Consider the following 14,292-nt stretch of genomic DNA (forward strand, 5'->3'; position numbering starts at 1 on the left):
CATATGATGAACCTCGCCGAATATCGCCGCAGCGCCAGCCGCCTTGCCGATTTCCTGCCATGGGCCGCACTGGTCGGCCCCGGCGTCGTCTTGAACAAGGATGGTTCGTTCCAGCGCACCGCGAGTTTTCGTGGTCCCGATCTCGATAGCGCGGTCGCGGCCGAACTCGTCGCGGTCGCCGGGCGCATCAACAACGCCTTCCGTCGTCTCGGCTCCGGCTGGAGCATTTTCGTCGAGGCGCAGCGCCATCAGGCCGCGACCTATCCGAACGACATCTTCCCAGACGCCGCTTCCGGCCTGGTCGATGCCGAACGCAAGGCCGATTTCGAGGAAGAAGGCGTTCACTTCGTCTCCGGCTACTACCTGACCTTCCTGTTCCTCCCGCCTGCCGAGGAAGCCGCCCGCGCCGAGACCTGGCTCTACGAGGGCCGTGAGCGAACCGGCGTCGATCCGCACGAGATACTGCGCACCTTCATGGACCGCACCGATCGCGTGCTGGCTCTGCTCGACGGCTTCATGCCCGAATGCCAGTGGCTGGATGACGTCGAGACGCTGACCTATCTGCATTCGACTATCTCGACCAAGCGCCACCGCGTCCGCGTGCCGGAAACGCCGGTCTATCTCGACGCTCTTTTGGCTGACCAGCCGCTGACCGGCGGGCTCGAACCGCGCCTCGGCGGCGAGCATCTGCGCATCCTCACCGTGATCGGCTTTCCGACCGCGACGACGCCCGGTCTGCTGGACGATCTCAATCGGCTGGCCTTTCCGTATCGGTGGAGCACGCGAGCGATCCTGCTCGACAAGACCGATGCGACGAAGCTGCTGACCAAGATCAGGCGGCAATGGTTCGCCAAGCGCAAGAGCATCGCCGCGATCCTCAAGGAAGTGATGACCAACGAGGCGTCCGCCCTCGTGGACACCGACGCGGCCAACAAGGCCGCCGACGCCGACATGGCCTTGCAGGAGCTTGGGCAGGATGTCGCCGGCATGGCCTATGTCACCGCGACGATCGCGGTGTGGGATGCCGATCCGCGTCTTGCCGACGAGAAGCTGCGCCTCGTCGAGAAGGTCATCCAGGGCCGCGACTTCACGGCCATGATCGAAACCGTCAATGCCGTCGATGCCTGGCTCGGCTCATTGCCCGGACATGCCTACGCCAATGTCCGCCAGCCGCCCATCTCGACGCTCAATCTCGCCCACATGATCCCCCTCTCTGCCGTGTGGGCGGGGCCGGAACGGGACGAGCATTTCGGTGCGCCCCCCTTGCTTTACGGCAAGACCGAAGGCTCGACCCCGTTCCGGTTGTCTTTGCATGTCGGGGACGTGGGCCACACGCTGGTCGTCGGCCCGACCGGCGCGGGCAAATCCGTGCTGCTCGCCCTCATGGCCTTGCAGTTCCGTCGCTACGACCGCTCGCAGGTTTTCGCGTTCGATTTCGGTGGCAGCATCCGTGCGGCTGCGCTTGCCATGGGCGGCGACTGGCACGATCTCGGCGGTGGGTTGACCGAAGGGGCCGAGTTCTCCGTCTCTCTTCAGCCGCTCGCCCGCATCCACGACACCTATGAACGCGCCTGGGCGGCCGACTGGATCGTCGCGATCCTGACCCGCGAAGCGATCCAGATCACGCCCGAAGTGAAGGAGCATATCTGGACGGCGCTGACCTCGCTCGCATCCGCGCCTGTCGAGGAACGCACCATCACCGGACTCGCCGTCCTGCTCCAGTCCAACGACATCAAGCAGGCGCTCCGGCCCTATTGCGTCGGTGGGGCCTATGGCCGGCTGCTCGACGCGGAGACCGAACATCTGGGTTCCGCCGCCGTGCAGGCGTTCGAGATTGAGGGGCTGGTCGGCACCGGCGCGGCGCCCGCCGTGCTCGCCTATCTGTTCCATCGCATCGGCGACCGGCTCGACGGCCGTCCGACCATGCTCATCATCGACGAGGGCTGGCTGGCGCTGGACGACGAGGGTTTCGCCGGCCAGCTCAGGGAGTGGCTGAAGACGCTGCGCAAGAAAAACGCATCGGTCATTTTCGCCACGCAGTCGCTCAGCGACATCGACAATTCGAGCATCGCGCCGGCCATCATCGAGAGCTGCCCGACCCGGCTATTACTGCCGAACGAACGCGCGATCGAGCCGCAGATCACTGCGATCTATCGTCGTTTTGGATTGAACGACCGGCAGATCGAGATCCTCGCGCGGGCCACGCCCAAGCGCGACTATTACTGCCAGTCGCGGCGCGGCAACCGCCTGTTCGAGGTGGGCCTCAGCGAAGTCGGCCTCGCGCTTTGCGCCGCATCCTCCAAATCCGACCAGACGCTGATTGCGAACCTCGTCGCCGAGCACGGCCGCGACGGTTTCCTCGCCGCGTGGCTGCGTGCCCGCGACGCCGGATGGGCGGCCGATCTCATCCCGAACTTCCCCCAAGCAGAATAGGAGACCCTGCCATGAAGACCCGTACTTTCCGCACGCGCGCCGCCGTCCTGGCCGCAACCATGCTCGCCGTTTCGCCCATGCTGGCGACGCAGCCGGCGCACGCCTTCGGCTTCGGCCGTATCGTCTATGACCCGACGAACTACGCGCAAAACGTCCTGACGGCCGCGCGCACGCTGGAGCAGATCACCCATCAGATCACCTCGCTTCAGAACGAAGCGCAGATGCTCATCAATCAGGCGAAGAACCTCGCCAGCCTGCCGTTTTCTGCCCTCCAGACGCTGCAACAGAACGTCCAGAAGACCCAGCAGCTTCTCGGGCAGGCGCGGAACATCGCCTTCGACGTCCAGAAGATCGATGAGGCGTTCCAGAGCCAGTACGGCAATGTCTCGATGTCGGCCACCGACCAGCAGCTCGTCGCCAATGCGCGCTCGCGCTGGCAGAATACGGTCGGCGGGTTGCAGGACGCTATGCGCGTTCAGGCCGGTGCTGTCGGCAATATCGACAGCAACCGCGCGCAGATGTCGGCGCTGATCGGCCAGAGCCAGGGCGCGACCGGCGCATTGCAGGCGGCGCAGGCTGGCAACCAGCTTCTCGCCCTCCAGTCGCAGCAGCTTTCCGATCTGGTCGCGCTTCTTGCCGCCAACGGCCGCGCCGGCGCGCTGAGCGAAGCCGAGCGAGCCGCCGCGGCCGAACAGGGCCGCGAACAGCGCCGCCGCTTCCTGACGCCGGGCTCGGGCTACCAGCCCGGCAACGCCCAGATGTTCAACCGCGGCAACTGAGGGCGCGACCATGGACGGCAAGATACTGGCCCGCCTCGGCGCAATCGTCTTCGTCGCCGTCGCCATCACGGCGACGGTGATCGAGCTGACCCGCAAGGAGGACGCGCCGGCATCTTCGCTGGCGCGCCTTCACCAACCCGCTTCCGATCCGCTGCGCGAAGGCCAGCGCCGTTGCCAGCGACTCGGCCAGAAAGCTGCCGAGGATGGCGATTGCATGCGGGTCTGGGCGGAAACGCGCGACCGCTTTCTCGGCCGCACGCCCGCGCCGTCCTCGCCCCTCCAGATCGAGGGGAATTGATCCATGGGCGGCGCTGGCGTCATCGACAATTTCCTTGGGGTCTTCACCCGCTATATCGATAGCGGCTTCGGCCTGTTGTCGGGCGAGGTCGCCTTCATCGCGACCACGCTTATCGTCATCGACGTGACGCTGGCCGCGCTGTTCTGGTCCTGGGGGGCCGATGACGACATCATTGCGCGCCTCGTCAAGAAGACCCTGTTCGTCGGGGCCTTTGCCTACCTGATTTCCAACTGGAATAACCTCGCAAAGATCGTCTTCGACAGCTTTGCCGGCCTCGGCCTAAAGGCGTCGGGCACCAGCTTCTCGGCCGCCGACCTGATGCGTCCCGGCAAGGTCGCACAGACCGGCCTCGATGCCGCCCGGCCGCTGCTCGAATCCATCTCCGACCTGATGGGTTGGGTCGCCTTCTTCGAGAACTTCATCCAGATCGCGTGCCTGCTCTTCGCCTGGGCGCTGGTGATCCTCGCCTTCTTCATTCTGGCGATCCAGCTCTTCGTCACCCTGATCGAGTTCAAGCTGGCGACACTCGCCGGCTTTGTCCTCATCCCCTTCGGGCTTTGGGGCAAAAGCGCCTTCATGGCCGAGAAGGTCCTGGGCAACGTGGTGTCGTCCGGCATCAAGGTCTTGGTGCTGGCCGTCATCATCGGCATCGGCTCGACCCTGTTCAGCCAGTTCACCCAAGGCTTCGGGGGTGTGACCCCGAGCATCGACGACGCCATGGCGGTCGTGCTCGCCGCTCTCTCGCTTCTCGGTCTCGGAATCTTCGGCCCCGGCATCGCTTCCGGCCTCGTCTCCGGCGGGCCGCAACTCGGCGCGGGCTCAGCGGTCGGCACGGGTCTTGCCGTCGGCGGCATGGTCTTGGCTGGTGCTGGCGCTGCCGGTCTTGCCGCCAAGGGCGGTGCAGCCGCGCTTTCCACCGGCACTGCCGCCGTGCGTGGCGGAGCGACCGCAGCGGGCGCGGCATCCGCCGCCTTCAGCCTTGGTTCGCTCGGCCAGTACGGTGCGGCAGGTGCCGCATCCGGCATGGGCGGCGTCGGACGCGCGGCAGGCTCCGCCGCCATGTCGCCGCTGCGCCGTGCAGCGGCCAGCGTCAAGTCCAGCTTTTCGGATGGCGTGAAGAGCGGCTTCGGCGTCACGGGCGGCTCTTCGACCATGGGGACGGTCGGCGGTTCCGCCGATGCCGCAGCCGACGCCGCTTCCGCCACCCATACCAAGGACCAGCCCGATTGGGCGAAGCGAATGCAGCGCTCGCAGCGCCTCTCGCACGGCGTCCAGACCACGACCCACGCCGTCCGCTCCGGCGACAGCCACGGCTCCGGCTCATCCGTCAACCTTTCCGAAAGTGACCGCTCATGAACCTGTTTCGACGACCCGCCACGCATTACGGCAAAACCCCGCAACCCGAGACCCCATACCAGAAGGCCGCACAGGTTTGGGACGAGCGCATAGGCTCCACCCGCGTGCAGGCGAAGAACTGGCGATACATGGCCTTCGGCTCGCTGGTGCTCTCCGCAGGCTTTGCCGCCGCACTCGTCTGGCAGTCGGTACAGGGAACTGTTGTGCCCTGGGTGGTGCAGGTCGACAAGCTCGGCCAGGCCCAGACCGTCGCGCCGGCCACCGCCGACTATCGCCCGACCGATCCGCAGATCGCGTGGCATCTCGCCCGCTTCGTCGAGCAGGTCAGGAGCATCCCCGCCGATCCGATCATCGTCCGCCAGAACTGGCTTCGCGCCTATGAATGGACGACCGATCGCGGCGCGGGCGCGCTCAACGACTACGCCCGCACCAACGACCCCTTCACCAAGGTCGGCAAGCAGCAGATAGCCGTTGAGGTCTCCAGCGTCATTCGCGCTTCGGCCGACAGCTTCCGCGTCGCCTGGACCGAGCGCCGTTATGAGGATGGCAAGCTCGCGACGACGGAGCGGTGGACGGCGATCTTGACCATCGCCCTCCAGCCGCCCCGAGACGCCGAACGCCTGAAAGCCAATCCGCTCGGCATCTATGTCAACGCCATTAACTGGTCTCGGGAGCTGAGCCAATGAGCCCAGTCCTTCGCACCTCCACCATTCCGGCTCTGTTGCTGTCCGCAACCATGCTGGCCGGCTGCGCCACCAACCGCCCGCCGCAGATCAGCTACGACAACAGCGTCCCGCCGCTGCCGGCTATTCCCGCCGCCGTGACGGACGAGCGTCTGAAGCCGATTCATGTCCCTCCGGCCTGGACGGTCGCGCGTGGCGGCCAGACCGCCAGCACGGCGACCGGCCGCGTCGAGAACGCCAATGCCGCCGCCCGCGTGCAGCCGCGCCGCGAGGGCTACTTCAACGCCATTCAGGTCTATCCGTGGTCGGAGGGCGCGCTCTACCAGGTTTATGCCGCACCGGGGCAGATCACGAACATCGCGCTCGAACCGGGCGAGAGCCTGACCGGCGCAGGCCCGATCGCAGCGGGCGATACGGCCCGCTGGATTATCGGCGACACCGAGAGCGGATCGGGCGTGATGCGCCGCGTGCATGTGCTGGTGAAGCCGTCGCGCGCCGACATCACGACCAATCTCATCATCACCACCGACAGGCGCACTTACATGGTCGAGCTGCGCTCCGGCGAGAAGCCTTATATGCCCGCGGTCGCCTGGGCCTATCCGCAGCCCGCAGGCGGCGGGCGTCAAGCCGTCCCGGCAACGCCGGTCATTCCGGCCGTCGCCGCGCGCAACTACCGCTATGGCCTGACCGGCGGCAGCAATCCAGCCTGGAAGCCGGTCGCCGTCTATGACGACGGCCGCCGCGTCTATGTCGAGTTTCCGCGCGGCATCGTGCAGGGCGAAATGCCGCCGATCTTCGTCATCGGCCCCGAGGGCGAGGCACAGATCGCCAATACCCGCATCTATCAACACATCCTGATCGTCGATCGCCTGTTCGGCGCGGCCGAGCTGCGCCTTGGCAGCGGCGACCGCCAGCAGACCGTCAGGATCGTCCGCACCGACGGGAGGCCGCAGTCATGACCGAAGCCGAATCCAATGCCGCTCCTATGCGCCTTCGCGCCGAAGCGCCCCGCGTCACGCGCCTATCGCGCAAGATGCTCGCCAGCGTGGCGACTGTCGCCCTGGTCGGGATTGGCGGAGCGCTGATCTACGCGCTCCAGACGCGCACGGGCGGCGATGGCGGGGAAGAACTCTATTCCACTTCCAACCGGCAGACCGCTGACGGTCTTGCCGGCCTGCCGCGCGACTATACCGGCCCCGTCCTCGGACCGGCGCTGCCCGGCGATCTCGGCGGCCCGATCCTGTCCGCGCAAAATGCCGGTCAACCTATCGTGCCGCCTGTCGTTGCGACGCCGGGCGTCGACGAGGCCGAACAGCGCCGCCGCGCCGAGGAGGAAGCCGCGCGCCTCAGCACCGTGTTCTTCCAGTCGCGGCAGGGCTCGACGGCCGCCGCGACGCCGGGAGCCACGCCCGGCCTTGCGGGATTTGACCCCGGCAGCGGCGCGGCAGGGCAACCGACCGCCCAGGATCGGCAGCTTGCGTTCCTCAACGCGGCCGCCGACCGGCGCACCGTGACGCCCGATCGCGTCACGCCGCCGGCATCGCCCTTCGTGCTTCAGGCCGGCGCTGTCATATCGGCCGCGCTCATCACCGGCATCCGTTCCGACCTTCCCGGCCAGATCACCGCGCAGGTCACGGAGAACATCTACGATAGCCCGACCGGCGGCATCCTGCTCGTGCCGCAGGGCACGCGGCTAATCGGCCAGTACGACAACGCCGTGCAGTTCGGCCAGCGCCGCGTGCTGCTCGTCTGGAACCGTCTCATCATGCCGAACGGCCGCTCCATCGTTTTCGAGCGCCAGCCGGGCGCGGACCCGCAAGGCTATGCCGGTCTTGAGGATGGCGTCGATTATCACTGGTGGGATCTCGCCAAGGCCGCCGCACTCTCGACGCTGCTCGGCGTCGGCGCGGAACTCGCCACTGACGACAACGACCGCCTGATCCGCGCCATCCGTGACGGCGCGCAGGATACGGTCAATCAGGCCGGTCAGCAGATCGTCCAGCGCCAGTTGCAGGTCGCGCCGACCCTCACCATCCGGCCCGGCTTCCCAGTCCGCGTCATCGTCACCAAGGATTTGGTGCTCGAACCCTACAGGAGTTGACCATGGCCAAGCTGAAACTCGGCCCCATCGCCGACGACAAACCTGTGAAGGTGACGGTGGAGCTGCCAGCGGCGCTCCATCGCGATCTTACAGACTACGGCCGCCTGCTCGCCGAGGGCGGCGCACCCATCGAGCCCGCCAAGCTGATCGTGCCAATGCTCGAACGCTTCATCTCGACCGATCGCGGCTTCGCTAAGGGCCGGCGCACCACGGGCTGAGCCCATGCCGGCGGGGGTCGTACCGGCGATGCCGTTATGCTCCGCCGCCCCGATTCCGCTCTCACCAGCATAATCACCGCACACATCATGCGAACCCGGTTGGTTGGGGTGCCGTGCGCGAGCGAACGCGAATACGGCACGCTACCGGCGCCCAATCCTTCGCCATGGTTCGCCAGACGTCGGGAATGCCGCCAAGTCGCTGACCCGGCCACATTGAAGGAGGTCTGGCATGAACACATGGAATGGCGGAATCGCAGACGAAGGGGCTGGACGATGAGCCAGACACCGGTCTCTCTCAGCAAACGCACCATCCGCAGGCACCAGCTTCGCGAGATCGTTCCCCTGGCCGACACGACCATCTACGACATGGAGCAGCGCGGCGAGTTTCCGCAGCGTTTCTACCTGACCTCTCGAACCGTCGTGTGGGATCTCAGCGAAGTGGAGGCTTGGCTTGAAGAGCGCCGCCGAGCCTCCAAGGCGAAGACGGCCAAGCGTGCGCCGGCACCCGACGTCACGCTCAGGAAGACCCGTCCGGTCAAAGGCTAGGCTCCGAGGCCAGAAGGTCCATGGAGGCCGGATAGAGCGTCGGGGTGCATTTCTGGCCGCCAACCCATGCGTCGATCAGATTGCCCCATTCCTGCATCATGTGGCGGCGCTGGTGCTCATACTCGGCCTTGTTATAGACACCGCGCGAAGAACGCCCGTCCTCGTGCGCCAGGCACTTCTCGATCCAGTCGCTGTTGAAGCCCAGCTCGTTGAGGAGCGTCGAGCCCGTGCGGCGAAGATCATGCACGGTGAACGGCTCCAGCGGCAGGCCCGCCTTCTTGGCTTGCACGACGACCGCCGTGGTGACGCGGTTGAAGGTCGCGCGCGACATCGGCGCATCCGCGTCGTAGCGCGAGGGCAGCAGGTAGCGCGAATTGCCCGCACAGGTCTTGAGCGCGACGAGGATGTCCAACGACTGTTCGCACAGATAGACGTTGTGCGGCTTGGAACGCTTCATCCGCTCCTTCGGGATCGACCACACCGCATTCTCGAAGTCGACCTCATCCCACACCGCGTCCTGCAACTCGCTCTTGCGGACCATCGTGAGCAAGATCAGCTTCAAGCCGAGCCGGATGGTCGGCAGCGTCGCCACATGCTCTAGCTGGCCGAGCATCACCCGAATTTCGGCAGGCGAGAGCGAGCGGTCCTTGGGAACGAACGTCGCGATCGACGCCGGCCCGACCTCCTCGGCGGGGTTCGGCACTTTCTCCCCGTGCAGCTTCGCGAAGGCGAAGATCAGCTTCACGATGTCACGGACGTGGACCGCCGTGGCCGGCGCTCCCCGCTTCTTCACCTTGTCGCACATCGCCCGGAGATCTTCGGGCGTGATTTCCGTCAGCAGCCGATTGCGGAACGTCGGCAGGATGTCGCGCTCGTAGATCGAGCGACGCATCGCGCGGGTGCTTTCGGCCATCCGGTGCTCTTGCAGCCAGCGTTCGCCAAACTCGCCGAAGCTCTTTGCTTCCTTGATGCGGCGCTTCTCGCGCTGCTTCTCCTGGGCGGGCGACCGCCCCTCCTGAATCGAGCGTTGCGCGTCGATCAGCTTCTCCCGCGCCCGGGCCAGAGAGAGGCCCGCCGGCCCGTATCGGCCGAGGGTTAAGGTCTCGCGTCGACCGTGCATACGGTAGTCATAGCGGAATACGACGGCGCCCGACGGGTTCACGACGACATACATACCGTCACGGTCAGAGACCTTGTATAATTTATCCTTTGGTTTCAGTGCCTTGATTGCTGCATCGGTAAGCATCGGACCCTCCTGGATCGTTCAAAAAACGCCAGAGAGCCCCTAAAAATACCGTCAGGCCAAAATCGACCAATCTTGACGGCGAATTATCCTTTATTCTCAATGGAATAAAGTCAAAAAAATACCGTCAAAAGCTCTCTAAGCCATGACGGTATATGCAAATCTGCGATGTCACAAGACGCCCCATACCGTCAGCTCCGCCGTCGATCGCGAGGCTTGCCCAGCGATTGACGGCGAAAGACGGCGGAAAGGAATTTGTTTATTTTCAGTATGTTATGGAGGGTAATCGGCGGTTATCGGCGGCGTTTGGGTAGGCGCGAATTATTCCCACTCGATCGTGCCGGGCGGTTTGCTGGTCACGTCATAGACGACGCGGTTGATACCTTTTACTTCGTTGATGATCCGCGTGGCGGCGCGGCCGAGGAATTCCATGTCGTAATGATAGAAATCCGCGGTCATGCCGTCTACCGAGGTCACCGCGCGCAGGGCGCAGACGAATTCATAGGTACGACCATCGCCCATGACGCCGACGGTCTGTACGGGCAAAAGCACGGCAAAGGCCTGCCAGATCGCGTCGTAGAGGCCCGCCTTGCGGATCTCGTCGAGATAGATCGCGTCGGCCTCGCGCAGGATGTCGAGCTTCTCGCGGGTGATACCGCCGGGACAGCGGATGGCAAGGCCCGGTCCGGGGAACGGGTGACGACCGATGAAATGTTCAGGCAGGCCCAGTTCCTTGCCGAGCACCCGCACCTCGTCCTTGAACAGCTCGCGCAGCGGCTCGACCAGCTTCATGTTCATGCGTTCGGGAAGGCCGCCGACATTGTGATGCGACTTGATCGTCACCGAGGGTCCACCGGTGAAGGAAACGGACTCGATAACGTCAGGATAGAGCGTGCCTTGCGCCAGGAAATCCGCACCGCCGATCTTCTTGGCCTCCGCCTCGAACACCTCGATGAACAGCCGGCCAATGGTCTTGCGCTTGGTCTCCGGGTCGCTCTCGCCCTCCAGCGCGCCGATGAAAAGATCGGCGGCGTCCACATGGACCAGCGGAATGTTGTAATGCTCGCGGAACATGGCGACGACCTCCGCCGCCTCGTTCTTGCGCATCAGGCCGTGGTCGACAAAAATGCAGGTGAGCTGGTCGCCGACCGCCTCATGGATCAGGACGGCGGCAACGGAGGAATCCACGCCGCCGGAAAGCCCGCAAATGACCCGTCCCTTGCCGACCTGCCTGCGGATAGCCTCTATCGCCTGTTCCTTATAGGCAGCCATCGTCCAGTCGCCCTTGATGCCGGCGATCTCGTGGACGAAATTCTGGAGAAGCTTAGCGCCGTCTGGGGTATGCACCACTTCCGGGTGGAACTGGACGGCGTAGAATTTGCGTTTCTCGTCGGCGATGGCCGCGAACGGCGCGCCGTTCGACGTGCCGATGATGCGGAACCCATCAGGCAACGCCGTGACGCGGTCGCCATGGCTCATCCAGACCTGATGACGCGTTCCCTTGGCCCACACACCTTCGAAGAGCGCACTGTCGGCCTCGATTTCAAGGAAAGCCCGGCCGAACTCGCGATGGTGCCCCGCCTCCACCTTGCCGCCAAGCTGTGCGCACATGGTCTGCTCGCCATAGCAGATGCCGAGTACCGGGATGCCGGCCTCAAAGACGACCTGCGGCGCGCGCGGGCTGCCAATCTCGGTCGTGGAGGCCGGACCGCCGGACAGGATCACCGCCTTCGGCTTGACGCGGTGGAAAGCTTCCTCGGCGGATTGGAAAGGAACGATCTCGGAATAGACGCCAGCCTCGCGAACACGGCGCGCGATAAGCTGCGTGACCTGGCTGCCAAAATCGATGATGAGGACGGTGTCGGGGTGTGCTGTGGTGCTCATGCGGAGCATCTAGAGAAAAAGCCCGCTCAATGCAACGGCTTATACGCCGCAGCCCGCAAACAGGTTCGACTTCCTGACAATGTGGGTCAGGAGCTTGTGAATATCCCGTGCCAGTCGCGGGATATTTCACAGTTTCAGTGCACCGGCCGCCAGCGCCGCTTCCAGTTTCCCGACGGCGAGCACCAGCCTTTCATCGATGATGTGGAGATATTCCGTCCAGTCGTCGATGTGGTGAAGGTCGGCGGCGCCGTCCGAAATGCCGCGGAGGCCGATCAATGGTAAGCCGAAGCGCTGGCAGGCGCGCAGGACGGCAAAGGTTTCCATGTCGACCATATCGGCGGCGATGCCGTCATAGGCCGCGCCGGAAACGATGTTGCCACCGGTTGATAGCGACGCTTCCCGGATGTCGGGGATGCGATGGGGCAACGGCACGGTAGCAGGCAGATCGAGAAACGGCGTCTTCCCCTTCTCGAAGCCGAGAGGCGAGGCATCGATGTCGCGATAGGCCACGCTCGTCGCCTGATAGACTTCCGCCTGCTCCAAACGGCGCGAGCCGGCTGAGCCGAGCGAGACGACGAGATCCGGCAAATGACCGGAAGCGGCCGCCGATGCCAAGGCGGCGGAAAGCGCCACGGCAGCTTCGACCGGGCCGACACCAGTCATCAGCGGTTGGAATATCTGGCGCAGATGCGGGCCATATTCAGCCTCGACGGCCATGACGAAGAGAATTTTCTTGCCCCCGATCGGCGTCAAGGGCGTGATTGGGGCCGCGATCATCCCTGCAGACCCTTACGGTCCTGCACGACCATCAGCGTGGCCGTCATGGTGGCGATGAGCTTGGCCTCGGTGTCGGCGACGGAGAAAGCCTGGCCATCGCTTACCATGATGGTGCGGCCGGGCTTCGTCACCTCGCCACGGAACAGGAACCGGTCGCCCTTGCCAGGCGCCAGCAGGTTGACCTTGAACTCGATGGTCAGGACGGCGGCGCCCTGCGGCATCAGTGAAAAGGCCGCATAGCCGCAGGCCGCATCGAGCGCCGCGGAAATGATGCCGGCATGGAGGAAATTGTGCTGCTGGGTCAGATCGTCGCGAAACGGCAGCTCGATCTCGACGATACCCGGCTCGCACAGCGTCAGATCGGCGCCGATCAGCTTCATCGCCGCCTGGCGCGCGAAGCTCTCCTCAACCCGCTCGCGAAAATCCGGCTCTGCTATGCGCGCCTGTGGCATGTCTTCTCCTATGGAAATTCGGCGTTTTCACTCTTCAGACGGAAGGCTCGTCACGCCGGCATTCCACCATGGCGACAGCGGCGCTGCCGGACCACTTCAGCAGCATAGCGCCAGTTTCTTGCATCGCAATATCAGGCGTTACGCTGGAGAACACTGATGTAGAAGCCATCGGTCGAGGTCCGCTCGGGCGAAAGCACCATGCCATGTGAGGGGAAGATGGGGAGAACGTCGCCCGCATCCGGAACGGCGGCATGCCAGAGCGGTTTTGCATCGACACCGGAATAATCCGGATTTTCGCGCAGGAACTCTTCGACCTGGAGATTGTTTTCGGACGCGAACAGCGAACAGGTGACGTAGACTAGGCACCCGCCCGGCTTCACATAGCGTTTCGCGCCGTTGAGCACTTCGCGCTGTTCCATCTCGCGCCGTTCGAGCTGCTGTGGCGACAGGCGCCATTTCGCATCGGGGCGCCTGCGCCATGTGCCGGAACCCGTGCAGGGCGCATCGGTGAGAACGATATCCATCTGGCCTTCGAACTGGACCAGATCCTCCGGATTGGCGTGAACCTGCGTGTTGCGCACGCCGGCGCGCTTCAGCCGGTCGAAGATCGGAGCAAGCCTTGGTTTTTCCGCGTCGAAGGCGTGGATCTGCCCGCGGTTTTCCATCACCGCCGCAAGCGCCAACGTCTTGCCGCCGGCGCCGGCACAATAATCCAGCACCTGAAGGCCCGGCTGCGCGGCCGTGACGAGAGCGGCGATCTGCGAGCCCAGGTCCTGGACCTCGAACCAGCCCTTCTGGAAAGCCGGTTCGGCCTGGACATTCGGATGGCGGCCGAGCGCGCGCAGCGGCGGAACGCGGACGGCTCCGGCGAGAAGCGGCGCTTCGCCCGCGCCTGCGCGCACCAGTTCCTTCAGCACCTTCGCCCGGTTCGCTTTCAACGTATTGACCCGCAGGTCCACCGGCGGGCGGGCGGCAAGGGCCGCGCCTTCGCGCACCCAATCATCGCCGAAAAGCGCTTCCAGTTGCGAGGCGCACCATTCCGGCACATCGGCGCGGATATAGCTGGGAGCGTCGGCCAGGTCGCGGCTTTCCCATGCAGCAAGACGTGTCTCATCGAGCGGCGCAGGCGCAAATTTGTCGTCAACGAGTTCCGCTGCGATACTTTCAGCGCTCATTTCCGCATCGGAAAGCAACGCACCATAAGCGATGTCGTGGGCGTTCCCGCTGTCCATGCGCCAGGCGATGGAGAGCTTACGGCGAAGCGCGTCATAGACGATATTGCCGATGACCGCACGGTCGCCCGCCCCGGCAAAGCGATGCGACAGGCCCCAATCCTTCAGCGCGTCGGATGCAGGGCGTTTGCGCGTTTCGATATCGTCCAATACTTCAATCGCCGCCTGAAGGCGTCCGCCTAGCCGCATGTCATTTCCTTTTGATGTCCTTTGCTGATCCGCATACCCTCCCCCGCGCATAAAAGAAAGCCGGGGGTTTGCGCCCCGGCTTCCATCATAGGCTTTATAAG

14 protein-coding genes are annotated in these 14,292 nt (G+C 64.7%); 9 read left to right on the forward strand and 5 right to left on the reverse strand.

Translation table 11 applies throughout. The annotated features are described in order from the left end of the window. The first annotated feature begins 3 nt into the window (after positions 1 to 3). The 9 genes from trbE (at position 4) to DUT91_RS03345 (ending at position 8,414) form a co-directional block, all read left to right on the forward strand. The gene (gene trbE / locus DUT91_RS03305; RefSeq protein WP_114438894.1) at positions 4 to 2,433 is read left to right on the forward strand and encodes a conjugal transfer protein TrbE; all 2,430 of its coding nucleotides are present in this window, start codon (positions 4 to 6) and stop codon (positions 2,431 to 2,433) included. A gap of 11 nt (positions 2,434 to 2,444) precedes the next feature. After that, complete coding sequence (gene trbJ / locus DUT91_RS03310; protein WP_114438895.1) at positions 2,445 to 3,212, forward strand: P-type conjugative transfer protein TrbJ; 768 nt, start codon at positions 2,445 to 2,447, stop codon at positions 3,210 to 3,212. A 10-nt stretch (positions 3,213 to 3,222) separates the two neighbouring features. After that, positions 3,223 to 3,510, forward strand: a complete 288-nt coding sequence (gene trbK-alt, locus DUT91_RS03315; protein WP_114438896.1) for a putative entry exclusion protein TrbK-alt — start codon at positions 3,223 to 3,225, stop codon at positions 3,508 to 3,510. A gap of 3 nt (positions 3,511 to 3,513) precedes the next feature. Further along, positions 3,514 to 4,866: a P-type conjugative transfer protein TrbL gene (gene trbL, locus DUT91_RS03320; RefSeq protein WP_114438897.1), complete on the forward strand. Its 1,353-nt coding sequence runs from the start codon at positions 3,514 to 3,516 to the stop codon at positions 4,864 to 4,866. Further along, positions 4,863 to 5,552 carry a conjugal transfer protein TrbF gene (gene trbF / locus DUT91_RS03325; RefSeq protein WP_114438898.1) on the forward strand — a complete coding sequence of 230 codons (690 nt, stop codon included), beginning with the start codon at positions 4,863 to 4,865 and terminating at the stop codon, positions 5,550 to 5,552. The genes trbL and trbF overlap by 4 nt, the downstream gene beginning before the upstream one ends. Continuing rightward, positions 5,549 to 6,508 carry a P-type conjugative transfer protein TrbG gene (gene trbG, locus DUT91_RS03330; RefSeq protein WP_114438899.1) on the forward strand — a complete coding sequence of 320 codons (960 nt, stop codon included), beginning with the start codon at positions 5,549 to 5,551 and terminating at the stop codon, positions 6,506 to 6,508. The genes trbF and trbG overlap by 4 nt, the downstream gene beginning before the upstream one ends. After that, entirely contained in the window at positions 6,505 to 7,650 is a 1,146-nt protein-coding gene (locus DUT91_RS03335) for a TraB/TrbI/VirB10 family type IV secretion system protein (protein WP_114438900.1), read from the forward strand. Before trbG ends, DUT91_RS03335 begins: the two co-directional genes overlap by 4 nt. Before the next feature lie 2 nt (positions 7,651 to 7,652). Further along, on the forward strand, positions 7,653 to 7,868 hold the full coding sequence (locus DUT91_RS03340) for a DUF2274 domain-containing protein (protein WP_114438901.1): 216 nt from the start codon (positions 7,653 to 7,655) through the stop codon (positions 7,866 to 7,868). Between the two features lie 273 nt (positions 7,869 to 8,141). Then, complete coding sequence (locus DUT91_RS03345; protein ID WP_114439032.1) at positions 8,142 to 8,414, forward strand: helix-turn-helix transcriptional regulator; 273 nt, start codon at positions 8,142 to 8,144, stop codon at positions 8,412 to 8,414. Here the strand turns inward: DUT91_RS03345 and DUT91_RS03350 are convergent. The 5 genes from DUT91_RS03350 to DUT91_RS03370 all read right to left on the reverse strand — a co-directional run bounded on the left by DUT91_RS03350 (position 8,404) and on the right by DUT91_RS03370 (position 14,191). Next, the gene (locus DUT91_RS03350) at positions 8,404 to 9,660 is read right to left on the reverse strand and encodes a tyrosine-type recombinase/integrase (RefSeq protein WP_114438902.1); all 1,257 of its coding nucleotides are present in this window, start codon (positions 9,658 to 9,660) and stop codon (positions 8,404 to 8,406) included. The two genes, DUT91_RS03345 and DUT91_RS03350, sit on opposite strands and share 11 nt — an antisense overlap. A 318-nt stretch (positions 9,661 to 9,978) precedes the next feature. Beyond that, positions 9,979 to 11,541, reverse strand: coding sequence for a glutamine-hydrolyzing GMP synthase (guaA, locus tag DUT91_RS03355; protein ID WP_114439033.1), 1,563 nt, complete (start codon positions 11,539 to 11,541; stop codon positions 9,979 to 9,981). A 126-nt stretch (positions 11,542 to 11,667) separates the two neighbouring features. Continuing rightward, on the reverse strand, positions 11,668 to 12,318 hold the full coding sequence (locus DUT91_RS03360) for a 5'-methylthioadenosine/S-adenosylhomocysteine nucleosidase (protein ID WP_114438903.1): 651 nt from the start codon (positions 12,316 to 12,318) through the stop codon (positions 11,668 to 11,670). Further along, positions 12,315 to 12,770, reverse strand: coding sequence for a PaaI family thioesterase (locus DUT91_RS03365; protein WP_114438904.1), 456 nt, complete (start codon positions 12,768 to 12,770; stop codon positions 12,315 to 12,317). Before DUT91_RS03365 ends, DUT91_RS03360 begins: the two co-directional genes overlap by 4 nt. Before the next feature lie 131 nt (positions 12,771 to 12,901). Then, positions 12,902 to 14,191, reverse strand: coding sequence for an RsmB/NOP family class I SAM-dependent RNA methyltransferase (locus tag DUT91_RS03370; RefSeq protein ID WP_114438905.1), 1,290 nt, complete (start codon positions 14,189 to 14,191; stop codon positions 12,902 to 12,904). Positions 14,192 to 14,292: the final 101 nt, after the last annotated feature.

It is taken from the genome of Paramesorhizobium salinisoli (assembly GCF_003335045.1).
Taxonomy (GTDB): Bacteria; Pseudomonadota; Alphaproteobacteria; order Rhizobiales; family Rhizobiaceae; genus Paramesorhizobium; species Paramesorhizobium salinisoli.